The 22,701-nt window shown below is 70.3% G+C and carries 23 protein-coding genes and 1 pseudogene; 6 read left to right on the top strand and 18 right to left on the bottom strand.

Annotated elements, in window-relative coordinates; genetic code table 11:
- Positions 1 to 23: 23 nt before the first annotated feature.
- The 6 genes from ABFX46_RS39060 to ABFX46_RS39035 form a co-directional block, all read right to left on the bottom strand.
- The gene (locus ABFX46_RS39060; protein WP_346049045.1) at positions 24 to 857 is read right to left on the bottom strand and encodes a tyrosine-protein phosphatase; all 834 of its coding nucleotides are present in this window, start codon (positions 855 to 857) and stop codon (positions 24 to 26) included.
- Positions 858 to 996: 139 nt separating this feature from the next.
- Positions 997 to 1,794: an ABC transporter permease gene (locus ABFX46_RS39055; protein ID WP_346049044.1), complete on the bottom strand. Its 798-nt coding sequence runs from the start codon at positions 1,792 to 1,794 to the stop codon at positions 997 to 999.
- The gene (locus tag ABFX46_RS39050) at positions 1,794 to 2,702 is read right to left on the bottom strand and encodes an ABC transporter ATP-binding protein (protein WP_346049043.1); all 909 of its coding nucleotides are present in this window, start codon (positions 2,700 to 2,702) and stop codon (positions 1,794 to 1,796) included. Before ABFX46_RS39050 ends, ABFX46_RS39055 begins: the two co-directional genes overlap by 1 nt.
- Positions 2,699 to 3,070 (bottom strand): hypothetical protein, encoded by a 372-nt coding sequence (locus tag ABFX46_RS39045; RefSeq protein ID WP_346049042.1) that lies wholly within the window; start codon positions 3,068 to 3,070, stop codon positions 2,699 to 2,701. Before ABFX46_RS39045 ends, ABFX46_RS39050 begins: the two co-directional genes overlap by 4 nt.
- Before the next feature lie 30 nt (positions 3,071 to 3,100).
- The gene (locus ABFX46_RS39040) at positions 3,101 to 3,664 is read right to left on the bottom strand and encodes a helix-turn-helix domain-containing protein (RefSeq protein WP_346049041.1); all 564 of its coding nucleotides are present in this window, start codon (positions 3,662 to 3,664) and stop codon (positions 3,101 to 3,103) included.
- A gap of 104 nt (positions 3,665 to 3,768) precedes the next feature.
- Positions 3,769 to 4,527 (bottom strand): DUF4386 domain-containing protein, encoded by a 759-nt coding sequence (locus ABFX46_RS39035; RefSeq protein ID WP_346049040.1) that lies wholly within the window; start codon positions 4,525 to 4,527, stop codon positions 3,769 to 3,771.
- 690 nt (positions 4,528 to 5,217) lie between these two features.
- Here ABFX46_RS39035 and ABFX46_RS39030 point away from each other — a divergent pair.
- Complete coding sequence (locus ABFX46_RS39030) at positions 5,218 to 6,972, top strand: DUF3556 domain-containing protein (protein ID WP_346049039.1); 1,755 nt, start codon at positions 5,218 to 5,220, stop codon at positions 6,970 to 6,972.
- Between the two features lie 393 nt (positions 6,973 to 7,365).
- Here the strand turns inward: ABFX46_RS39030 and ABFX46_RS39025 are convergent, their stop codons facing one another.
- The 3 genes from ABFX46_RS39025 to ABFX46_RS39015 all read right to left on the bottom strand — a co-directional run bounded on the left by ABFX46_RS39025 (position 7,366) and on the right by ABFX46_RS39015 (position 9,983).
- The gene (locus ABFX46_RS39025; RefSeq protein WP_346049038.1) at positions 7,366 to 8,223 is read right to left on the bottom strand and encodes an alpha/beta fold hydrolase; all 858 of its coding nucleotides are present in this window, start codon (positions 8,221 to 8,223) and stop codon (positions 7,366 to 7,368) included.
- A 14-nt stretch (positions 8,224 to 8,237) separates the two neighbouring features.
- Positions 8,238 to 8,645, bottom strand: a complete 408-nt coding sequence (locus tag ABFX46_RS39020) for a hypothetical protein (protein WP_346049037.1) — start codon at positions 8,643 to 8,645, stop codon at positions 8,238 to 8,240.
- A 471-nt stretch (positions 8,646 to 9,116) separates the two neighbouring features.
- Positions 9,117 to 9,983 (bottom strand): alpha/beta fold hydrolase, encoded by an 867-nt coding sequence (locus ABFX46_RS39015; protein ID WP_346049036.1) that lies wholly within the window; start codon positions 9,981 to 9,983, stop codon positions 9,117 to 9,119.
- A gap of 54 nt (positions 9,984 to 10,037) precedes the next feature.
- Here ABFX46_RS39015 and ABFX46_RS39010 point away from each other — a divergent pair, with 54 nt between their 5' ends.
- On the top strand, positions 10,038 to 10,472 hold the full coding sequence (locus ABFX46_RS39010) for a MarR family winged helix-turn-helix transcriptional regulator (protein ID WP_346049035.1): 435 nt from the start codon (positions 10,038 to 10,040) through the stop codon (positions 10,470 to 10,472).
- Between the two features lie 58 nt (positions 10,473 to 10,530).
- Here ABFX46_RS39010 and ABFX46_RS39005 read toward each other — a convergent pair whose 3' ends face one another.
- Positions 10,531 to 11,670: an L-type lectin family protein gene (locus tag ABFX46_RS39005; RefSeq protein ID WP_346049034.1), complete on the bottom strand. Its 1,140-nt coding sequence runs from the start codon at positions 11,668 to 11,670 to the stop codon at positions 10,531 to 10,533.
- A gap of 469 nt (positions 11,671 to 12,139) precedes the next feature.
- On the opposite strand from ABFX46_RS39005, the gene ABFX46_RS39000 reads away from it, so the two are divergent.
- Together ABFX46_RS39000 and ABFX46_RS38995 are read left to right on the top strand one after the other, a co-directional pair.
- Positions 12,140 to 12,583, top strand: a complete 444-nt coding sequence (locus ABFX46_RS39000) for a VOC family protein (RefSeq protein ID WP_346049033.1) — start codon at positions 12,140 to 12,142, stop codon at positions 12,581 to 12,583.
- Between the two features lie 22 nt (positions 12,584 to 12,605).
- Positions 12,606 to 12,932 (top strand): hypothetical protein, encoded by a 327-nt coding sequence (locus ABFX46_RS38995; protein WP_346049032.1) that lies wholly within the window; start codon positions 12,606 to 12,608, stop codon positions 12,930 to 12,932.
- A gap of 187 nt (positions 12,933 to 13,119) precedes the next feature.
- Here the strand turns inward: ABFX46_RS38995 and ABFX46_RS38990 are convergent, their stop codons facing one another.
- The 7 genes from ABFX46_RS38990 to ABFX46_RS38960 form a co-directional block, all read right to left on the bottom strand.
- A complete protein-coding gene (locus tag ABFX46_RS38990; RefSeq protein WP_346049031.1) occupies positions 13,120 to 13,575 on the bottom strand; it encodes a hypothetical protein in 456 nt (151 codons plus the stop codon).
- A 71-nt stretch (positions 13,576 to 13,646) separates the two neighbouring features.
- Positions 13,647 to 15,236, bottom strand: a complete 1,590-nt coding sequence (locus ABFX46_RS38985; protein WP_346049030.1) for a serine/threonine-protein kinase — start codon at positions 15,234 to 15,236, stop codon at positions 13,647 to 13,649.
- A gap of 196 nt (positions 15,237 to 15,432) precedes the next feature.
- Positions 15,433 to 15,816: a nitroreductase family deazaflavin-dependent oxidoreductase gene (locus tag ABFX46_RS38980; protein WP_346049029.1), complete on the bottom strand. Its 384-nt coding sequence runs from the start codon at positions 15,814 to 15,816 to the stop codon at positions 15,433 to 15,435.
- Between the two features lie 168 nt (positions 15,817 to 15,984).
- Complete coding sequence (locus ABFX46_RS38975; RefSeq protein WP_346049028.1) at positions 15,985 to 16,338, bottom strand: hypothetical protein; 354 nt, start codon at positions 16,336 to 16,338, stop codon at positions 15,985 to 15,987.
- Positions 16,339 to 16,533: 195 nt separating this feature from the next.
- Positions 16,534 to 17,499 (bottom strand): dioxygenase, encoded by a 966-nt coding sequence (locus ABFX46_RS38970; RefSeq protein WP_346049027.1) that lies wholly within the window; start codon positions 17,497 to 17,499, stop codon positions 16,534 to 16,536.
- Positions 17,496 to 18,074, bottom strand: coding sequence for a dehydroquinate synthase/iron-containing alcohol dehydrogenase family protein (locus ABFX46_RS38965; protein WP_346049026.1), 579 nt, complete (start codon positions 18,072 to 18,074; stop codon positions 17,496 to 17,498). Before ABFX46_RS38965 ends, ABFX46_RS38970 begins: the two co-directional genes overlap by 4 nt.
- 102 nt (positions 18,075 to 18,176) lie before the next feature.
- Complete coding sequence (locus ABFX46_RS38960; RefSeq protein WP_346049025.1) at positions 18,177 to 19,388, bottom strand: FAD-dependent monooxygenase; 1,212 nt, start codon at positions 19,386 to 19,388, stop codon at positions 18,177 to 18,179.
- Positions 19,389 to 19,556: 168 nt separating this feature from the next.
- Between ABFX46_RS38960 and ABFX46_RS43660 the strand changes: the two are divergent.
- A pseudogene (locus ABFX46_RS43660) lies at positions 19,557 to 19,676 on the top strand (hypothetical protein); the annotation flags it as partial.
- Positions 19,677 to 19,696: 20 nt separating this feature from the next.
- On the opposite strand, the gene ABFX46_RS38955 reads toward ABFX46_RS43660, so the two are convergent.
- Positions 19,697 to 20,212 carry an Lrp/AsnC family transcriptional regulator gene (locus ABFX46_RS38955; protein WP_346049024.1) on the bottom strand — a complete coding sequence of 172 codons (516 nt, stop codon included), beginning with the start codon at positions 20,210 to 20,212 and terminating at the stop codon, positions 19,697 to 19,699.
- Between the two features lie 129 nt (positions 20,213 to 20,341).
- Between ABFX46_RS38955 and ABFX46_RS38950 the strand changes: the two genes are divergently transcribed.
- On the top strand, positions 20,342 to 22,672 hold the full coding sequence (locus ABFX46_RS38950) for a transketolase-like TK C-terminal-containing protein (protein ID WP_346049023.1): 2,331 nt from the start codon (positions 20,342 to 20,344) through the stop codon (positions 22,670 to 22,672).
- The last annotated feature ends 29 nt before the right edge of the window (positions 22,673 to 22,701 follow it).

Here is a 22,701-nt window from a genome sequence, read left to right as displayed (position 1 = left end):
GAGGCGCGACGGCTCCGGGCGGGTCAGGCGGTCAGCAGCCGGGCGCGCAGCGCCGCGACGGTGGCGTCGCTCAGCTTCAGGCCGTCGCGGACGTAGCCGTCGAAGCTCCCGTAGGCCCGGTCGACCTCGTGGAACGCCTCGTCCAGCCAGGCGGACTCCACGGCGTCCGTCCGGCCGAGGTAGGTGTTGCTGGCCATGTAGTCCTGGTAGACCGTCGCCTTCGGGACGCCCAGGATCGTCAGCAGCACCGCCGCGCCCCAGCCGGTCCGGTCCTTGCCCGCGGTGCAGTGGAACACCGTCGCGCCGGGGTTGGCGGCGATGGAGGTGAGCAGGTCGTGGTAGGCGCGGCTCGCGCCGCTGAAGTCCACCATGAACGGGTAGGCGATCGACTGGCCGAGGTTGGACGACCCGGTCACCAGCCCGATCAGGAACCCGTACAGCAGGCTGCCCAGCGCCGGGTTGGCGAAGGAGATCCCATGCGTCAGGTCTTCGACGTCGGCGACCTTGTAGGCGATCCCGGCGGGCAGCAGGTCGGGGTCGTCCGAGCGCTCCCGGTAGTTCCGCAAGTCCACGTCCAAGGTGATGCCGAGGCCGAGCAGCGTCTGCTGGTCGGCGGCCGACAGGTGGGCCAGGGAGTTGGAGCGGTAGACGACGCCGGGGCGGACGCGGCGGCCGTCGGCGGTCGCGTAGCCGCCGAGATCGCGGAAGTTGGAGGCCGTGTCCAGCCGCGGCGCGAGTGCCGGGCGCGCCGCGACCGGCGCACGGTCCGGGGCGTCGGCGAGGGCGGGCGGTGCGGTCAGCGCGCCGGCCAGCAGGGCGGCGCCGAGCAGGACTGCGGACGTACGGGGGGTGCGCATGACGATCCTTGTCGGATGGCCCCGGCGGGGGGGATGGACGTGACGCCCGTCATGATGATGTCCGAGCGGACGGGGATGAACTGGCAGGCCCTCAAATCTTCCCGGCGATCATTGTGCGGGGCGACAACGGCCGCGCCGCTCAGGTGATGTCGCGGCGCATCGGGCGGACGATCGCGGCCGTGGCGGCCAGCGCGGTGTACGCGAGCAGCAGCAGCGCGCCCGAGGCGGGCGAGAGCAGGTGGACCGGGTCGGCGGACAGCTGCTCGGACATCGCGTCGGTGACGGCCGTGAAGTCGGTCAGCGCGGCGGTCGCGCCGCCGGGCAGCCACGGGTACACCTCCCGGACGCCCGGGATGACCAGCAGCGCCATCTCCCCCGCGTACAGGTAGCCGATCACCACGACGAGCGCGGCGGCCTGGTTGCGGATCAGCGCGCCCATGCCGGTGCCGAGCAGCATGTAGGCCGCCATCGCCAGCGCGATTCGGGCGAGGACTCCGGCGATGTCGGCGGCGGGCATTCCCAGCGTCACGCCGCGCACGGCGGAGGCACCGAAGAAGCCCGCGGCGGCGGTGCCGGCGAGGACGAGCCCGTAAGCGGCGCCGGCCACGCCGTGGGCCAGTAGTTTCGCGGCGAGCACCCGCCACCGGCGGGGCTCGAAGAGGAAGGTGACGTCGGCCGTCCGGTGCCGGTACTCCGACGTCATGGCCAGCGTCCCGATCGCCGCCGGGACGAACGCGGTGTATCCGAGGATGCCGAGAACGCCCCGCACGCCTTCCTCGGTGTCCAGTCCCGGCATCGGGGGGTCGAAGTTCTCGGGGCCGACGAGGGTCATCATCCCGACGAGCCCGCCGCCGAGAAGGCCGCCCGCCAGCAGGACGAGCAGCCACGCTCGGGTCGCCAGGAGCTTGCGGAACTCTCCCTTGAGCAGCCTTGCCATCACGCGCCTCCGGTCAACTCGAAGAAGAGCCGTTCCAGGTCGGGTTCCTCGGTGGCGAGCCCGTGGACGCGGACCCCGTGCGCGGCGGCCACATCGGCGACCTGTGCCGCGTCGAGCCCGTGCACCCGCAGCCGTCCCGGCCCGGCGGCCTCGACGCGCGGCGCGGGCCCGCCGGCGGGCTCGCGGGCCAGCACGCCGGCAAGCGCGTCGGCGTCCGGAGAGGCGACGAGCACGGCCGGCGCCGCGCCGGCCACGTCCGCCGGCGGACCGGACGCGACCACGCGCCCCGCGCTGATCATCACGACGTCGTCGACCAGCCGCCGGACCTCGCCGAGCACGTGGCTGGAGACCAGGATCGTCCGGCCCTCGCCGGCCAGGTGCCGGAGGAACGACCGCAGCCAGGCCGTCCCGGCGGGGTCGAGGCCGTTGCCCGGCTCGTCCAGCAGCAGCACCCGGGGGTCGCCGAGCAGCGCGGTCGCCAGGTTGAGCCGCTGGCGCATGCCGGTCGAGAAGCCGCCCGTCCTGCGGTGCGCCGCTCCGGCCAGGTCCACGAGCGCGAGGAGTTCGTCGACGCGGGAGTCGGGGTGGCCGCCCATCGCCGCGTACACCCGCAGGTGCGCGCGGGCCGAGTGACCGGGGTGGGACGGGCCCGCGCCGAACGCGGCCCCGACCGTCGACGTGGGACGCGGAAGGTCCCGGTAGCGCCTGCCGCCGATGGTCACCGAGCCGGACGTGGGGGCGACGTGGTCGACCATCATGCGCATCGTCGTGGTCTTCCCGGCGCCGTTCGGGCCGAGGAATCCGGTGATCCGGCCGGGTTCGACGGTGAAGCCGACCCCGTCCACGGCGGTGACGTCACCGAACCGCTTGGTCAGGCCGGTGGCCTCGACGCGGAGCCCGCCCGTCACGTCCGCACCCCCGCGGCGGCGCGGATGCGGCCGGCGAGCCGGGACGCGTCCGGGTGGGACAGCACGATGCCGTCGAACTCGTCCCCGCTGATCGCGCGGTTCAGCGTCAGGTGCAGGCCGGGGCGTCCGCGGCGCGCCGAGACGAGCAGCCGCGGGCCGCGCAGCAGTCCCCAGATGCCGATCTTGGCGAAGCCCGAGACGGCCAGCCCCCGCCGGGACCCGCGCGCCGCCCGCAGCGGCGCGTCGACGCGAGCGGCCCGGGTGATGGCGGCGAGCGGGACGGTCACCCGCCCGCGCCCGGTCCAGAGGCGCTCCCAGGCGTCGAACTCGATGTCGACGCTGTTCTCGGCGATCGTCACTTCCGCCATGGCATGGCCTTTCTCTACGGCCGGCCCGTCTCAGGGGCCGGCGCCGTCGTTCGGCGTCGGGTCAATGGGCATGAGCACGGTCGCGAGGAGCCGCGGCACCCGCCCCTCCCGCGGCTCGTTGCCGAGCAGGGGCCGGACGAGTTCGCCGAAGCCGCGGGCGAACTCGGCGAACTCGGCGTCGTCCAGGTGCAGCACGACCTGCTGGTAGCCGACCCCGTCCGCGACCAGGTCGACCCGCTCGCGGGCCAGGTAGCGGGCGAACTCGGCGAGCAGGCTGGAGACGAACACGGTGAAGTAGCGCTCGTGGTCGCCGGGCGTCGCCGCGGCCAGCGCGTCCCCTTCGAGCGACGCGCCGCCCGGGGGCAGGGCGAAGACGCGCTCGGCGACGCCGCCGACCCTGCGCTCCTCCACCACGTCCAGCAGACCGCCTCTGACCAGGGCGGCGAGGTGCCGGTACAGCGTCGCCTGCGGGACGTCCGGCAGCAGGTTCGCGACGTCACGCGTGGTGCGGCGCCCGCCCGCGACCGACCGCAGGATCCGGATCCGCACCGGATGCAGCGCCAGCTCCGCCCAGCGCTCCTTGGATATGCTCACACCCTCACGTTATCATTCTCGATAATGAGAACAGCCCGGACGCGAGCTACACCGCCGGCCCGACCACCCCACGCCAAGAGTTCAATGCGGACAGTGAGCGCCTGTCACGCCGTGCGGGGGCCTTGGTCGCCCTCCATGGCCGCCGCAGTGATGAGGGCGACGGGACGGAAGCCCTTGACGAGGAGCCAGATGCCCAACGACGCTTCCCAGACGATCTCTGGCGCCGTGAACAGGAAATTCACCGGGGACTGCTGGTCATAGGCGCCGAAAAGCACAGCGGTCGCGGTGACGCACGCGATGGGCCCTCCAACGAGCCCGATGAGCGCCATGGGGCGCGGCACCAGGCCCGACCGGTACATCAGGTAACCCAGCAGCAGTCCGTTCCCCAAGCCCGCGCAGAACGCAGGACCGAGCAGGAACGTCTGATCCTTCAGCGTCACCAGTGACCGGCCGAGCCCAACGGCATCGGCGCCGCCCCCGCCCGCCACGTCCTGCCGCAACGCCACCACGGCGAGCACGGTGGCAATCCCCATCACGATGACGGTCGATTCCACGACCCGCACGCCGATGTACCCCAGGGCGATGCTCTCGCTCTGCCGTTTCAGGATCGGGAAGAGCACGACCGCGGTGGCGATGTTCGCAACGGCGGTCAGAATCTCGAGCAGAGCTCCCACCCGCACCTGTGTGTCCGCGCCCGTCCCCAGGATGTAGTTCGCGTCGTTGAGGACCGGGTCGTACAGCAGCACCGCCGGGATCGAGAAGACGAAGGTGAGGATGAACCAGACACCGGCGATCCTGGCGGTCCGCTGAACGGCGTCCACCTCCACCGAGGTCGCGGGCATCCGAGGTTCGGTCGCGTCCACGTCACTCCCCAAGGCTCTGATCGGCCCCGCCCGGTTGCCGGGATAGTCGTAGCCAACCACGCTCACCGAACGCTGTCCCCCACCCCTGGTGGCCGGATCAAGCCGCCCAAAGAACAACCCGCCGCGATGGGTTCCCGACGTCCGGATAGGGGTCGGCGCCCGCGCTTCGTGTGGACACGGCCCGTCCGGCTTGCTGGTCCACGGACCGGACACGCCAGCCCGTTGGCGGTGGGCGCGGCGGCAGGGGTCTATTCCTGCAGGTCACCCTTACGGGGGTGGGTCGGTGGGCGATGGGCGGGGCGCGGAGGGACGTCGGTCGAGCCCGCTGTGCGGCAGGCATCGGTACCGCTCTCGCGCGTGACGGCCTCCCGGGGTGCCGGGAGGGCTCGACTAGACACTTGTCCAGGTCCGTCTAATCGTCTATTTTCGGCTTATGCGAACCTCGGCTCCGCGGTGTCGTGGACGTTCGATTGACTTGGTCGGCCGGGCAATAGGGCCCGGGGATTTTCCGTAGAGACGAGTCTCTGCTTGGTCGACGCTCGGCTGCTGGAGTGAACGCGATCTCAGGGTCGCGGCATTGATGCCGAGCAGGCGGAGGACGTTGAGGATTCCACGCGGCGGTGGGCGGGTCTTGAAAGGTCGCCATGCCCGCGGCGTGAATGTTGTTCTATCGATCGTCCATCAACCGGGATGGAGGTAGCGGTCGATGGCGGCATGCGCTGCCGTTGGCCCACGAGCATGGGGTTTCTTCAACCGAACTTTCCGCAGTTCGATCGGGTCGAATGGCAGGGCGGTACGCGCATCGAGCGGATGCGGCCGCTGATCCGGCATCTGTGCGAGGTCGGATTCGGTACGCCTGATGTGGTGTACCTCCTGTACGCGGTCAAGATCGGGCTGTACGTGCTCGGTGCGATGGGGTTCGCGCTGGCGACCGATGGGATCGACGGGTTCACCTCGGTCGGCCAGTGGTGGGCTGAGCCGGTCGTGTTCGAAAAGCTCGTGCTGTGGTCGATGCTGTTCGAGGTGCTCGGGTTGGGCTGCGGCTTCGGGCCGTTGAATTCGCGTATTCTTCCTCCGCTTGGGTCATTCCTGTACTGGCTGCGGCCCGGCACCATCCGCCTGCCTCCCTGGCCCGGCCGCGTCCCTCTCACCCGCGGTGACGCGCGCACGCCGGTGGACGTGCTGCTGTACGGGGTGCTGGTGGCCGCGCTCCTGCTGGCGTTGCTGTCGGACGCCGCCGCCGACGGTCTTCTGGCGGACTGGAAGGTGGCCTTGGTCCTGGGCGTGCTCGGTGTCCTGGGGCTGCGGGACCGCACCGTGTTCCTGGCCGCCCGTTCGGAGGTGTACGCGGCGATCGCCGTACCCTTCCTGTTCTCCGGGGTCGACGCGATCGTCGGCGCCAAGCTGGTGATGCTGGTGATCTGGTGGGGTGCGGCCACCTCCAAGCTCAACGGCCACTTCCCGTTCGTGATCCAGGCGATGCTGAGCAACAGCCCCGTCCTGCGGTTCGGCCGGTTCAAGCACCGGTTCCACCGCTCGTTCCCCGACGACCTGCTGCCCTCGCGGCTGTCGCGGACGACGGCGCATGTGAGCACCGCGGTCGAGTTCGGCGCTCCGCTCGTGCTGATCACCTCCGACGGCGGCCCGGTGACCGCGGTCGCCGCCGTCGTGATGATCGCGTTCCATCTCAACATCATCGCCAGCATCCCCATGGGGGTACCGCTGGAGTGGAACGTGTTCATGATCCTCGGAATCGGGGTCTTGTTCGTCGACAACGCCTCCTACGGTGTCGGCGACCTGACGCAGCCGTGGGTACTGGCCGTTCCAGCGGTGAGCGCGACGTTCGTCGTGTTGGGGAATTTGTTCCCCGAAAAGATCTCGTTCCTGCCGGGGATGCGCTACTACGCCGGAAACTGGGATACGTCAGTGTGGTGCCTCACCGAATCGGCCGTGGACAAACTCGATGCCGGCACCAAGCGGGCCGCGATGTTGCCGCACCATCAATTGGAGAAGGTCTACGGCAGTGCCGCCGAGGCCGAGATACCGCTTTACAGCGGCTATGCGTTCCGGGCGCTGCACCCTCACGGACGAGCGCACTTCGCACTCATTCCCAGGGCGTGCGGGCCCGCCCATGACACCGACTATCTGGTCTTGGACGGTGAAATGGTCGCGGGCGTGCTCCTCGGCTGGAACTTCGGCGACGGGCATCTGCACGATGAGCGTCTGATCGCCGCACTCCAGAAGCGCTGCCATTTCGAACCCGGCGAGCTGCGGGTGATCATCCTGGACGCCCAGCCGGTCCACAGGCGGACTCAGGCCTACCGGCTCGTCGACGCCGCCACCGGAGAGTTCGAACGCGGCACGGTGGCCGTCAAGGACATGATCGCGCGGCAGCCGGGGGACGACAGCCTCCCGGTCACCACGGCCGCCCAGGCGGTCTCATGAGGCGCCGTCGCCCGGCGCGCCTCTGCGCCGTTCAGCCGGCCACGCGTCCTCTGCCCGTCTCGCGCATCCATCGGCGCTCGCCGCCGGCCGGCATCGCTTCCCCGCCTGCGTCCGCGTCGGGACCATGGCCGGGTTCGGCGCCGCACACATGACTCACCCGCACGTCACCGGGTTCCACAACCGACTTCCGGTAATGCGGAGCCCAGTCCAGCAGCACGCGCCGGCCGCAGTCGGGACACGCCCACTCCTCCGTCCCCGACGGCGAGGCGGAGATCCTCTGCATCTGGTGTGTTCGCACTACATAAGCACCCCGACAACGGGCATCGCCCCTCCCGACCAGGCCAAACACCGCATGAGGTAGATCATGGTTTGGCGACGGCGGCTCCCGTCCGGTCAGGTGGAGGTCTTACTTCTCTCCAGGATTCTGAGGGCTTCCAGGAGGTAGCCGCGGAACGCGGAGTGGTTCTCGCTCATCGGGAAGTGCCCGATCTCCTCCATCTTGATGAAGGTGCCGTTCTGGATCGCGTTCGCGGTGCGGGCGCTGTCCTCCGGGGTCGTCAGGTAGTCGTACTCGCCGGTGAGCATCACGACGGGGCACCGGTCGCCGTCGATCTCCCGGAGGCGGTCCCGCAGATCGTGGTCGACGGAGTAGAAGTACAGGTCGCCCTTGAACGCCTCGGAGCCCTGGGAGTAGTAGAACCAGGTCTTCCAGCGGTCGGCGTCGGGCGACTGGGGCGCCATCAGGTCCCATACGCCGCTCGCGCAGACCTGGGCGGCGTTGGCGTGCGGGTGCTGCCACCAGTCGAGGTAGAACCCGGGCGAGTAGTCGGCGCCCTCGACCGCCAGGACGCCCGCGAACCGGTCGGGCCGGCGCAGGGCGAGCTGGAGCGCGACGTTCCCGCCGAACGAGGAGCCCATGAAGATCGGGTCTTCGAGTCCGAGGGCGTCGCACAGGGCGACGATGAAGTTGACGAAGTGGTCCGCGGTGAGCCTGTACTCCTCCTTCCACCATTCGGCGTTCTCGGGCGGGTCGGACTTGCCGTGGCGGGGCAGGTCGTAGGCGATGACCCGGTAGTTCGCGGTGATCTCCTCGTCCTCCAGGAGGCCGCGCCACTGGTGGTTGTGGCATCCGGCGGTGTGCTGGCAGACCAGGGGCTGCCCGGTGCCGTTCTCCAGGTAGAAGACCTTGTACTCCAGGCCGTCGACCTCGATGCTCACATAGTGTCCGGTGACCGGGGATACGGCGCTCACGGTTCTCTCCTCCTTCAGACGGGCGAGCCGACGGTCCGGAGCAGCTCGATCTGCCGGGTGATGCAGCGCAGGTTCTGCATGAGGATCAGGACGTTCCCGTCCAGCCGCATGTCGCGCTGGAACGTGGCCGCCCAGATCCCGTGGTGCATCGGCGGCGGCACCGGCCGGCCGAACCCCCGCCACGTCTCGGGGCTCGCCCGGATCGCGAACTCGTACGGGACGTCGAGCGGGCCCGGATCCACCACGACCTCGGTGACCCGCCCCGACTCCACCTTGATCGCGTAGGTGCGGTCGGCGGCGTCGAGCAGGTAAGTGCAGGTGAAGTACGTGCCGTGGGCCTGGATCTCGGGATCGTCGTTGCTGGCCGCCGCGAAGGCGTCGGCCCATTCCCGGGCCGGCGCGGCCTCGGTCGGTGCAGTCATGATCTTCCTCCCCGCACTGGGCGCTTCGGCGATACCGGCCGCTCTACCCGGCGTCGGGGAACCCACCGCCCACGACGGCCAACATCCGGTCAAATCAGCTGATACCTGACGTCGTCGACATGACAGGGTGCCGAGCGCGTGGGCGGTCAGCGGCCGGGTCGGTTGGGTGGGATCGAGTGGGCGTGCGGTCGGACTCGATCCAGGCCGCATGGAGGTCGAACGGCTCGGCGGTGAAGGCGGGGTCCACGACGACCGCGCGGTGGAGGGCAGGGCGGCCGCGTCGAGCCCGGTTCGCGTCCCGCCAGAGCCGGGCCGCGTCCGTCCTCAGAACGCAGGAGGGCCCCAGGAATCGGGCGGCATGCTCGGACCTTCACTCGTGAAGGCTCCGATCGGCGCGGTCGGCGGGCCGTTCGGGCCCGCCACCGCCGATGGGCACACCAGGCCGACCTGGCGAAATGCTGCCGCCGATGGTCACTCCGCCGCGCTTCTGACACTGAAATCGCGGATCGCCCGCCACACCTGCGCGGGAGTTTCCTCCTGGGCGAAGTGACCGGCTTCCGGCAATACCTCGACGACCACGTTCCGGACTCCCGCGTCCCGCAGCCCCCGCTCATAGGCCGCGATGTCGCCGCCCTCATGGGCGGCCCGCAGGTAGAGCAGCGGAGTGTCCGCCGGCGGCCCTTCGGCGAATGCGGCATTGTCCCGGACGTCCTGGTCGAAGCCCCGGTACAAATCGAATCCGGCGGTCAAGGCGGCGTCGTCCCGGTAGGCCGCGACGTGCGCGTCCCTGGACCCGCCGGTGATGCGCGCCGGATCCGCCGAAAGCACGTCGTAGAAGTAGTCGAAGTACTCCGCCTGGCGCCCCCGGACCAAGGTCTCGGGGAGCGCCGCCACGGAGTGCAGGCCGAAATGCCAGATGCGGGGATCGCCCACCACGTCCCACCACGGGGCCACCCCCGGGATCACGGTGTTCATGATGACGACGCGGCCGGCCCCGTACCGCCGCAGGTAGGCGTAGGCCACCATCCCGCCGGCATCGTGCCCGACGAGCGTCAGGTCTTCGAGCCCGAGCTTCTCGACCAGCCCGTGGACGACCTCCGCGATGCGCAGCTTCGCTCCCCCGGCCACGCGCCCTGCTGACGCACCGATGCCGGGCAGGTCGATGGCGATCAGCCGCTCTCTGTCCCGCGCGGCGCCCATGACGCCCGTCCAGGTGCGCCACGACTCCGGCCAGCCGTGCAGGAACAGAAAGGGCCGCCCCGCCGGATCGCCCGCTTCGACGACGTGCAGCACGACGTCCCCGACGGCGATCTGATCGTGACTGAATGTGGTGGTCATGAATCATGTCTACCAGATGAACATGGACCATGTCGATGTACTAGCCTGGTGTCCATGAGCGGTATCGCCTACGAACGCGGAACCCCCTTCCTGCTGGCGCGCCTCGGCTCCCTCGCCGCCCGCTCCTGGACGGCCTTCCTGGCCGACCGCGGGATCACCCAGAACCAGTACGCGGTCATGGTCGTGCTCCGGGAGCAGGGCCCGCTCGGCCAGCGCCGCCTCGCCGAACTCGCCGCCATGGACGCCCGCAACATCGTCGCCGTCCTCGACTCACTGACCGAGGCGGGCCTGGCCGAACGCCGCCCCCACGCCACCGACCGGCGCCGCCGCGTCGTCACCCTCACCCCGTCCGGGACCCGCCTCATCGACACCGCCGCCCAGGCCGCCGCCGAAGGCCAGAACGCGTTCCTCCGCTCCCTGTCCCCCACCGAACGCGACCGCCTCAACGACCTGCTCCAGCGCCTCTACAACGCCCACGTCCACGCCTGACCCCACCGACGCCTTCTGGCGTGCGGGGCCGTTTTTCAGTGCAAGGTGACGGGAGAGATCAGGAGCGCACGGTGACCTGGCGTATAAGGTGCACGTCGGTGAGCGGGCCTGTGGATGCGGCGAATCCGAACTTCACGGTGTTCGGGACGGGCTCGGGCGCGGGGAAGCGCAGGACCTGACGGAAGCCGTCTCCGTCCTGAAAATCGACACCGACCGTCACTATCGGGTCCGGCGCGGGCGATATCGCGACGCGGACGATCCGTTTGACTGGTTCAAGCAGGGTTTCGGCTCGCCTCGGTGTGACGCCGGCGGGCATGGTCTCCAACTCGCCGTGGAGTCGCCCGGGTAGTGTCGAGCGCCAGAGCCCGAGAGAGGGCTTCTTGCTTATCGTGGCGGCCAGGACGCAGTATCCGTCGACGCCGTTCCCCGGACCGCGGGCGGTCACGATGTTGGGTCCGGGAGGTGGGGGCTGAAACGAGGTCCCGGCCGGGGAACGCCGCTGGCAGCCGTTTCCGCGCCTTTCTCCGTCGCCGACGTAGTCGCCCAGCACATCGAGTCCGATGCCGAGGTATCCGCCGGCGACGCCGGGAACGAAATGGGCGTCCGGGCTGTCGTCCGGCAGTTTCTGGGCGTAACCGAGGCTTCCACCGAACGCGCCCGGCGTGGTGAGCCGTACGGCGCCGTCGGTGATGAAGAAGGAGATCCCGTCGGCGGGCGTCCCCGTGGTGCTGCCGTACTGCCACTGCTCGAAGGTCACCTCGAGACCGTCCCGTACCGGGATCGGCGAGTCGAACAGCACGGCGCCGGTCTCTTCGACATGTGCATCCGTGAGCTGGAGATAGCCGCGCGGCGCCGCACCCGCCGGTGGAACAGGGCCGGCCGGATTCGGGTGACAGCCGCCGAGCGGATGGTTCGTGGCTTCCGCGACCTTCCCGCCTCGCGGAGCACCCGTCAGGCAGGCAGCTCCGTACCCCAGGAAGCGGGCGTCCGCGGTGGCCGCGGTGAACGACTCACCGACCACTACCGATTCAGGACGCCGCTCCGCCGCCGCAGAACGTCCGGCCACCGCGGCCAGCGCGACCATTCCGATCGCCGCGGAGACGCGGATCACCCCATGCCCCATGTCGCCAACCTTCTCCACAAGTTCGAGGAGCCTCCTCCTGCCGCATTCATCTGACCACGAGGTCACGACCAGCACGCCGGGTTGCCTCAATCAAGTCGCCAGTACCGACGACTCTTGACGAGAAAGCGTGTCATCTTTTCAATCGGCCACGTTGTCGTCATAACCGAGTCATCGATCAAGACTCTGAATATTCAAAGCAACACGGACATTTGCCCTGATCAACGCGATAAACGCTGTACGAGACCGGGTCACCACCGACGGTGATGCCGTCAAGGCGACCTCACGTGCCGCAGTCGGGTGACCGGCAGCGACCTTTAAGCCCTGTCTCAGGGGCCGAATGCCGCCCTCGTGTCATGTCCAGGGTGTTCGTGTCGGCTTTCCGGTGACGGGGGAACGTCCGGCGCTGATCGCGACCAGTGGAACATCCACCGGTCGGTGGGGACGTGGCGTACCGTTCGTGTTCGGGGTCGTGTGGCCGGCCGCCATCAGGTAACGAGGCGCTCGAAGGCTCCAAGGGTCTTCACGATGCATGGGAAGGCGACCGATGGGCTTTATCCAGCGCTTCGACCACGTTGGTATCACCGTTGCCGACCTCGACGCCGTGACGGCGTTCTTCGTCAGCCTCGGGCTGGAGGCCGATCAGAAGATGGCCGTGGAAGGCGAGTTCCTGGACACGGTGATCGGCATGACCGGCGCTGCCACCGAGATCGTCATGCTGCGTCCACCGGGAGGCGGAACGACGTTGGAGCTTTCGAGCTTCGTCCGGCCGGACCACCTCGCGGGTTCCCCGGCCGCACCGGCCAACGAACTGGGCCTGCGCAACGTCGCTTTCGAGGTAGGGGACCTGCGGGCTGCCGTCGACCGGGCTGCGGCCGACGGCTACGGCCTGGTAGGAGGCATCGGCGAATATGAGGGCCTGTGGCGGATGGCCTATGTCCGCGGGCCTGAGGGAATCATCGTGTCGCTGGCCGAGCGCATCCGCGAGTAAGGAGACAATGGTGAGCACAAGGGTGACCGACGAACAGATCCAGGCCCTGGCTTCGACCGCGAAACCTTTCAGCCTGGCGCTCCTTCAGTGGACTCCGCAGCGAACCATGAACGGCGCGGATGCTGTAGAGCTCGAGCACCAACGGCGCATGGTGTCACTTCGCGCCGAGGGGGTGATCGCCGTCCTCTGCCCGGTCGCCTCCGACACTGTGGCAGGCGTCGCGATCATGACCGTGCCGGCTGAGGAAGCCGCCGAGATCATGGCTGAGGACCCTTGCGTGCAGGCCGGGATGATGCGCTGCGATGTCCATACCTGCCACGGCTTCCCCGGTGATGCTCTCCCCACCTGAACGATCCAGTCGGGTCGAAGTGCACTTTCACCAAGGGATTTGAGCCGACCTCGTTCCAGTGTCCCAGTGGGGATCACGGTCCGTCCTTCGGCCGTGGTGGCGTCGGCGTGATCGCTACCGTGTCGGCATGCCGAGCGATGACAACATGATCGGGGGCGATCCGCTCACCGAGGGGATCGCCCGGTCCTTACGGCTGCGGCGTGATTTCACAGTGACCGTTGCCGAAGACTCGGCAGGAGCCGAACCTGGGAACCTCCGTCCGGACCTGCTCGGGGTCGATCTCGTGGCCGGTGCTCCGGCTGCCTTCCCCGTCACCGCCCGGTTCGTCCCAGATCCACATGTATCCGTTCTGGCGGATCTCCCACCTCTTCCGTGCCGCGCGAGCGTCGAACTCAGGCCGGTCGGCGGCGGAGTACGTCCAGCTGCGCATCTCCCGCAGAGTGATGTGGGTTTCGTCCAGCAGGCGCGTGTCGATGTGGACGTGGCGTCGGTCTTCCTCATCGATCAGCCAGATCGAGCAGTAGTGGCTTGCCCGGGCGATCTCGACGAGCACCAGCGGTCGGTCGTCGGACGACAGCACAACCGCGTACTGCTCGCCCGCACGGTCGCGCTCGCGGGCGGCGGCCGTCGACAGCGCGCCCACCGCCGTCCGTGTAGTCGGGTCCCAGCCCTCGTGATAAGGGACGGCAAGCCGATCAATATGCATGGGGGTGTTCAGTGCTGCCGGGCTTGCCTGCTCCCCCGCGACCAGAGGAACGGCTGGACGCCGATCCAGATGACGGCGAGGAATATGAATGAGTGGAAGAGGGAGTCGTCCAAGAAGGAGTCGTTCAGGACGTCCAGGCCCGATCCTGCGAGTTCGTACACGGGCCCGGGCCACAGTAGGGCCACCATGCCCTCGATCAGCACGGCCACGATGATCAGGGCGTGGCGGGCCGGCGGGGACGTCACCTTTCCGGCGAGCGAAGGGTTCACCGCGGTGAAGGCGAGCATCAGTGCGAGCGTGCCCAGGATCCAGGAGAGCTCGAATGCGTCGTTGGGGTCGATGGCCTCGGCGGTTCTGTTGTGCTGGTAGCCGTACACGACGAGGGCTTCCAGATGGATTCCGTTGAGGATCGCGAAGACGAGTCCGACGACGAGCGCCGGCCGGCCGGGACGGAACCACATGACGCACAAGAGGATGAACGCCGTGATCCACGGCAGCGGCAGAACTATCAGCGTCTCTGGCGAATAGAAGTGCAGCGTGCGCGTATTACCGGGTCCGGGCCACGGCCCGACCAGGTAGGTCAGCATGGACAGCGCCGTGCACACGAGTGCGGCTCTGACGAGCAGGAGCTGACTGCGCTGGAGTGGGACGTGGCCGGACGACGCGCGGAGCAGCAGGGTGCGAAGCGGCCCCCGAGGGGTGCTCGGTCCGGCGTCGGTCGCGTTCTCGCCGGTGCCGGTGGCGGCGGTGGGATCCACGACGGTGCTGGGGCCGGTGGCGGGGACGAGGGCGGCGTTGAACAGGTCGCGGACCTGTGCGGGGTGGAGCCGCTCGTCGGGATTCTTGCGCAGGAGGCCGTTGAGGGCTTGGGCGAGTGGGCCGCCGCATCGGGGGGCGGGCGGTTGCCGGGTGGCGATCGCGACGAAGACCGCGCCGTGGCCGGGGCCCTCGAAGGGGCGGCGGCCCTCGACCGCTGCGTACAGGGTGGCGGCCAGGGACCACAGGTCCGAGGCCGGGGTGACCGGCTCGCCCTCCACCTGTTCGGGCGACATGTAGGCGGGAGTTCCCAGCACCATGCCCGAACGGGTGATGGTGGCATCGCCCTCCAGCGCGGCGATGCCGAAGTCGGTCAGCAGTACCCGGTCGCCCTCCAGCAGCACGTTGGCGGGCTTGACGTCCCGGTGGACGACCCCCTGGGCGTGCGCGGCCGACAAGGCGTCCAGCATCGCCAGCCCGATCATCGCGACCCGGCGCGGCGGCAGTGCCCCCTGCTCGGCCAGCACGTCCGCGAGGGACCGGCCCTCGATGAGCTCCATCACGATCCAGGGACGGCCGTCCTCGCCCGTCACCCTGTCATGGACGGTGACGATGCCGGGGTGCCGCAGTCGCGCGGCGGCGCGGGCCTCCCGCTCCATCCGCGCGTACCAGCCAAGGCGTTCTCGGTCGGTGACCTGCTCGGGCACCAGAAGCTCCTTGACGGCGACCGCACGGTCGAGGTCGACGTCATGCGCCCGCCACACCGACCCCATCCCGCCCTGGCCGATCCGGCCGAGCCTGCGGTACCGGCCCGCCAGCATCCCGTCACCGTCCCAGGTCATGATCAGAACCTATCGATGCGGAGCTTCGGGAAGAAGACGAACCAGGCAACTGCCGGAGGGCCGCGCGCCGGTGGCCGGCCGATCGGGCCACCGCCGCGATCGGCGTTGCGCCTAAGGCCCGTCTACCGATCTCACTGCCGCTCGTCCCGGATCGCCTTGTCGGCCATACGCCGTATCAAGACCGACCCCCTCCCCCTTACCGCGTCACCTTGGACAAGTGAAGGAAGTCGGTGACCCCAATGAGGCCGAGGAACTGCCGAACCCCAGGCGGCATGTCGCTCCGGGCCGGATCATGGACAATCTCCGGCTCATCGACCCGGTGGATCTTTCCGCGGATCTCCAGCTCGCAGCCCCCGGCCGCGATGACGTTCCTGACCCAGTCGCGGTCGGGACCATAGGTGAGTGCGGCGACGTACCCGCCGGGCCGCGGGAAGATATTGACCGGAGTCCGGTAGTGGTGGCCGGACTTGCGACCTCTGTGGTGAACGACCGCGAACCCGGGGAGGCGTCCCGCGAACGGCTTGGTCACGCGGTTGGTCACAGTCCGGTTGAAGCGGGCCACGGCGTCGGGAATCGGCATCGGCCACTCTCCCATCGAGCCTGGTCGGATCTGGCGACGACCCCGAACCGTCACCCTCGATCGGCTCTGTTCGAGGTTCAGGATGTCGAGGCTATCGGCCTACCCATGGACCCTTGAAAGCCACGTGGTTCGGCCGGTCCGCCGCACTCCTCCAACACGCGCAGCGCGTCAGAAATCCGGTTCCGGCCGCCGTTGACGACCCCGCTCCACCGCCCGCCGATACCGCTCCTGCCCGCGATTGCGGCTGATCGCCCGGTTGACCGGATCACGAGGGTCGGTGAGATCACTCGGCGGACGATGCCGCGGCTGCACCCGCTCACGCGGGACACCGCGGTAGTCCTGCCCGGCGATGGGAGCGACCTCACCGGCCGCGACACGCGCATGACGGCCCGCCTGGCCGTCCCGACGGATCTCCAGCCACAGAAGACGCGCCCACCACGTGCGGTCGGGATGCTGCTCCCACGCCAGCAGATACGCAGGACCACCGATGGCCCGATAGGTGACGACAGGCGGAATCCGCACGTCACCCCACCAGCAAACCGAACATGTGTTCTAGTATGCCCGCGCCGGCCAGCGGATCCGCAAGCAGCCCGCCAACACCGCTCACACCCCCCTCGCCGACCTCCACGCCCCAGTCGGGGATCTCGGTGAACGAGAAGCGGCACCACCTCTGGTGGGCCGGTGTCGCCGCGCCCTGAGGCGGGAACGGCCCTGGTTTCAGGTGCCTGCGGGGGCGAGGACGATGTCGAACCGGACCCGGCTCCAGGTTCCTTCGATGGGCCGCCCGTCCGGGGTCGGGGTGCCGGCGGGCTGCTGGACGAACGGTTTGATGAGCGACTGCTTGACCCCGAAGACGGTGTCCTTCCAGCCGATCGGGTCGCCCTCGGGGAAGATGTGGGTGACGAGCGTCCGGGCGCTGTCGTGGGAGACCATGAAGTGCAGGTGACTGGCGCGCAGCGGGGAGCGGCCGACGGCTTCGAGCATCGTCCCCACGGGGCCGTCGTCCGGGATCGGGTACGGCGTCGGGGTCAGCCCCCAGAACCGGTAGGACCCGTCGGGCTCGCTGAACAGGTGCGCCCGTGCGGCACGCCGGCCGGGGTCGTACTGGACGTCGTAGCGGCCGTTCTCGTCGGCCTCCCACACCTCGATCCGGGCCCCGGCGAGCGGGGTGCCGTCGGAGGCGGTGACGGTGCCCTCGACCCAGCACGGCTCTCCCCCTGCGCCGAAGGCCATGTCCCCGCCGACCGCGATCCCGGGTGAGTCCTCGACGAAGAACGGCCCGAACACGGTGGCCTCGGTGGCGTCGGCGTAGGTCCGGTTGTTGACGTTGATCGTCTGCATCGAGGCGCCCAGCGTGTCCGAGAGCAGGATGAACTCCTGGCGGACGTCGTCGGTGATGTGCCCCGCCCGGGTGAGGAACTCGATCGCGGCGCCCCACTCCTCCTCGGTCAGCCGGGTCTCCCGGATGAAGGCGTGCACATGCGTGACCAGCGCGACCATCAACTCCTTCAGGCGCGGGTCCGCGCATGCGTCGAAGCTGGCCACCACCTGCTCGACGAGCGCCTGCTCGACCGCCTGCTGCTCCGGACCGGCCTCGCGGACGGCCCGCCCGCGCGGTTCGGCCTCGACCGACCCCGGGTCTTCGGCGTCGAGGGGGTTCTCGGGACGGTCGGCGGTCGTCATGGCAGGTCTCCTTTCCAGGCCGCGCGCAGCAGCGCGGCCAGGCTGTCGGCGTTGACGGGCGTCGGGTTGTTCGCAGGTACGGCGGCCAGCACTGGGGCGACCGCCTTGGCGATGCCCTCCTCGGGCATCCCGAAATCCTTGGGGGCGCGCGGGGCGTCCAGTTCGTCCCGCAGCGCGCGCAGGCCCCCGGTGGCGGTCGCCGAGCCGAACGCGGCGGCGATGCGCCGTTCGACCTCCGGGGAGTTCGGCGCGTTGAAGGCTGGCACGTGCGGCAGCACGACGGCGTGGGTCTGGGCGTGGGGAAGGCCGACCATCCCGCCGAGGACGTGGCAGATCTTGTGGTGCATCCCGGAGCCGACCGAGGCGAAGGCGACGGCGGCCAGGTAGGCGCCGTACAGCGTCTGCTCGATGCCCTCGGATCCGGCGTAGGTCGTGGGCACCGCATCGATCGGCAGCCCCGTGGTCATCGCGACCGCCTTGGCCGGGCCGGTCGTGGAGCCGCCACCGATACCGACCAGGACGCCGTCCTCCTGCGCCCCAGCCGCCGCGCGAGCCCGGTCGGAGGCGATCACCATGGCCCTCGAAGGCGCCGAGCACCCCGACCACGGCCTCGACCGCCGCGGCGGCCTCGCCGGCGGAGAAGACGACACGCTGCGGGAGGGTCCCGTGGACGAACCTCACTGGGCGGCCACCGCCTCCTGGAGGACGGCATCGGTGTCGTAACCGTAGATCCAGCCGTTGACCACAAGGGGGTCTTCCCGGGCGTAGAGCTCGTCTCGGGCCTGCTGCTCGGGGCCGTCCGGGAGGTGGTTGATGTGGGCCCGGCCGTGGCTGACATTCTGCAGGCGCGTGGTGCGCGGGATCCTGATCCCCTCGTACCGACGCAGCGCGGCCGCCTGGTCGTCCGCCCCCTCCGCCAGGCAGCGGGCCAGGACCGCGGCGTCCTCGATCGCCTGGGCGGCGCCTTGGGCGAAGAAGGGGAACATCGGGTGGGCCGCGTCGCCGAGCAGGGTCGCTCCGCCGTCGCTCCAGCGGGTGAGCGGCGCCCGGTCCAGCAGCGCCCAGCGTCCGGGGGTCCCGGCCGCGCGGATCAGGTCGGTCAGGCGCGGATCCCAGCCCTCGAACTCCGCCAGGAACTCCTCCACGGTCGCCGTCGCCGTCCACGACTCCACGGTGTAGTCGCCGGCGGGCGCGAAGGCCACCAGGTTGATGTACTCGCCACCCGACACGGGATAGTGCACCAGGTGGTGCCCGGGTCCGATCCAGAGCGACTGGACGGGCCGACGGGCGAATTCGGGTGCGCGAGCCTCAGGAACGAGCGCACGGAAGGCGCAGATGCCCGAGTACGTGGCGGGCGAGACGCCGAACAGGGTGTTGCGGACGACCGAGTGCACTCCGTCGGCGCCGATGACCACGTCGGCCTCGGCCGACCGCCCGTCGGCGAATCGGAGCTGAAACACGTCACCGCTCCTGGTCACGTCGACACACTTGCGGCCGAGCTCGACGCTCTCGGCCGGCACCTGGGTGTGCAGGGCGGCGAGCAGGTCGGCACGGTGGGCCGTGTAGGTCTTTTCCCCGTAGAGCCGTTCGCAGGAGGAGGCGAGGTCCTCGGCGGACAGGACGGCGCCGTCCTCCCAGCGCCGGAACTCCCAGCCGGTCTCAAGCACGACGGCGCGCTCACGGAACTCGTCCAGCACGCCCAGCCTGCGCAGCAGACGCGCCGCGTTCGGCGCCACGACCAGGCCGGCCCCGACCTCGGAGATCTCGGACGCCTGCTCGTAGACGGTGACGCCCAGTCCCTCGCGCCGCAGGAAGGCCGCGGCGGCCAGACCCCCGATGCCTCCGCCCAGGATCCCGATCCTCGGCGCGGCGGTCGTACGTGCGGTCATCCTCGAACTCCTCGCATCCTGGTCCGGCGGTGGCGTCCGGTGGTGGCGTCCGGCGGCCCCATGGTGCCCCGGTCGCAGGCGCGATGGGCATCATCTGTCATTGAACGAACATGAAAGTGCCGAGCTCCGGCGCACTGGCCCGGGACGCGCGAATCCAGATGGCGGCCGATAAAGGAGCCGGAGTCACAACGCCATAAGCCCGCCCTGGACGGCCGACTGCACTGGGCCTCGGCCGAGACCGCCGACCGGTACGCCGGGCATATCGAGGGCGCCCTGCGGGCCGGCCAACGCGCCGCCGACGGCGACGGTCACGGGAGTTCCGCCGTGGTGCCGCCCGCGGGGCCCGCCTCCTCCATCGCTCGGCGGAGCAACGGGGTGATGCGGTACTCCACCAGTTCGCGCATGACCAGCGAGGTGTTGGTGCGCTCGACGCCCGGGACCGCGAGGATCTCCCCGGCGATCCGGTAGAGGTCGTCGGCGTCGACCGCGACGCTCTGGACGAACAGGTCGGTGGAGCCGCTGACGCCCTGCACCTGGAGGATCTCCGGGATGTCGGCCAGCGAGGAGGCCACCTCGTCCAGCCTGCGCTGGGCGACCTGGACCGTGATGAACGCGGTCAGCGGGTAGCCGAGGGCCGCCGCGGAGATCCGGTGCTCGAACGGCCGCAGCGCCGCGCCCTCCTCCAGGCGCGCGAGCCTGGCCTGCACCGTGTTGCGCGACAGCCCGGTCCGCTCCGCCAGCGCGATCATGGTGGCGCGCGGCGCGTCGTTCAGGGCCATGAGCAACCGCGCGTCGGTCTGGTCGATGCGGTCGTCGCTTCGCATGATGCTCACTTTCTGCACGGAGAATGCCGTGACAGCGTGCATTCTGCTCAAGATTCTCGCCGCATATTGTGCACCACTGGCCTTCATGCTCTGCTCTTGGCAGTCGTGTGCACGGTCAGGAGAACCTCGATGGAACAGATGACGAGCGCGCCGGTCGCCGCGCGGCGGCCCGCCGGGGACGCGCTGCGGGAGATCGAACGCCGGGTGCTGTGGCTGGCGAGCTCGATGGTCCACGAGGCCAACCGGGTGCGCCCGAACCCGTCCGGCCTCAAGGTCGGCGGCCACCAGGCCTCGTCGGCGTCCATCGTGTCGATCATGACCGCGCTGTGGTTCGGCCACCTGGGGCCGCGGGACCGGGTGTCGGTGAAGCCGCACGCCTCCCCCGTGCTGCACGCCATCAACTACCTGCTCGGCGAGCTGGACGAGTCCCACCTGCCGACGCTGCGGGCGTTCGGCGGGCTGCAGAGCTACCCGAGCCGCACCAAGGACCCCGATCCGGTGGACTACTCGACCGGCTCGGTCGGGATCGGCGCCACCGCCCCGATCTGGGGCGCGCTCGCCCGCCGCTATGTCGAGCACGCGTTCGGCGGCACCGGGACCGGCCGGCAGTACTCGCTGGTGGGCGACGCGGAGCTGGACGAGGGCGCGGTCTGGGAGGCGATCCTGGAACCCGGCGTGCGCGAGCTCGGGGAGGTCGTCTGGATCGTCGACCTGAACCGCCAGTCGCTGGACCGGGTGATCCCCGACATCGCCGCCGACCGGTTGCGCGGGATGTTCGCCGCCGCCGGATGGCAGGTGCTGACGGTGAAGTACGGCGACCTGCTGGAGGGCCTGTTCGCCCGGCCCGGCGGGGACGCGCTGCGCGAGCGCATCGACCGGATGCCCAACCCGGAGTACCAGCGGCTGCTGCGCTGCGCGCCCGGCGAGCTGCGCGAGCGCCTCCCGGGAACCGGTCCCGGACGCGAGCGGATCGCCTCGCTGATCACCGCGCTGGACGACGCCACCCTCGCGGCCGCCATCGCCGACCTGGGCGGGCACGACCTCGCGGCCCTGGACCGCGCCTACTCCGCCATCGAGGACGACCGTCCCACGGTCATCTTCGCGTACACCGTGAAGGGGTACGGGCTGCCCACCCACGGCCACCCGCAGAACCATTCCTCGCTGCTGACCACCGCCCAGATGGAAGAGCTGGCGGCCGAGGTCGGCGCCGACCCGGCCCGTCCCTGGGCGCGGTTCGGCCCCGGCAGCGCGGCGGGGCTGCTGTGCGCCGAGACCGCGCGCCGGCTGCGCCGCCCCGCCGTCCGGGCACCCGAGGTTCCGGACCTCCCCCGCGACTTCGGCCGCACCCCGACCGGGACGGCGACGACCCAGGCGGCACTGGGCCGCGTGCTGATGGACCTCACCCGCTCGGCACCCGGGATCGCCCGCCGGGTGGTGACGGTGAGCCCGGACGTCAGCTCCAGCACCAACCTGGGCGGCTGGGTCAACAAGGTGGGCGTCTGGTCGGCGCGGGAACGTCCCAACTGGTTCGCCGACGACTCCGAGACGATCCTGCACTGGCGCGAGCGGCCCACCGGCCAGCACATCGAGCTGGGCATCGCGGAGACCAACCTGGTCGGGCTGCTCGGGGAGCTCGGCACCACCTGGAGCCGGTGGGGCGAGCCGCTGCTGCCGATCGGCGTGCTGTACGACCCGTTCGTGCTGCGGGCGGCGGAGCCGTGGTCGTTCGGCATCTACGCGGGCGGCCAGTCCATCCTCGTGGGGACGCCGTCCGGGGTGAGCCTGGCACCGGAGGGCGGCGCGCACCAGTCGATCACGACCCCCTCGCTGGGCATCGAGCAGCCCGGCTGCGTCTCCTACGAGCCGGCGTTCGCCATCGACGTCGAATGGACGCTGCTGGCGTCCATGGCCCGGCTGGGGCGGCCGGACGGCTGCTCGGCCTACCTGCGCCTGTCCACCCGGCCGGTGGACCAGTCGCTCGCCGGCGTCCCCCGGGATCCGGCGGCCCGCGAGCGGCGCCGCGCGCAGGCGGTCGCGGGCGGCTACCTCCTGAGGCGCACCGAGTCCCCCGCGGTCACCATCGCGGCGATGGGCGCGGTGGTCCCCGAGGCCCTGAGCGCGGCGGACCGGCTGGCCGGACAGGGCGTCGACGCCGACGTGGTGTGCGTGACCAGCCCCGGCCTGCTCATGAGCGCGGTGCGCGCCCGCCAGGGCCACGAGGACGCCCCGAGCTGGATCCTCGACCGCCTCTTCCCCGCCCACCGCGCCGCCCCGCTGGTCACCGTGCTGGACGGCCATCCCCACACGCTCGCCTTCCTGGCGACGATCAACCGGGTGCCGACCACCTCGCTCGGCGTGACCCGGTTCGGCCAGTCCGGGTCCATCGAGGACGTGTACCGCCATCACGGCCTCGACGCCGACGCCATCGTCCGCGCCGCGCTCGACCTGGCCGAGAGCTGACGCCGGGCCGGTGCGGCCGGGCCGGCGTG

Origin of the sequence: Actinomadura chokoriensis (assembly GCF_039529475.1) — a bacterium.
Lineage (GTDB): Bacteria > Actinomycetota > Actinomycetes > Streptosporangiales > Streptosporangiaceae > Spirillospora > Spirillospora bangladeshensis.
Note: the sequence above shows the minus strand (reverse complement) of the source record. Positions and strands in the feature narration are given on the sequence as shown.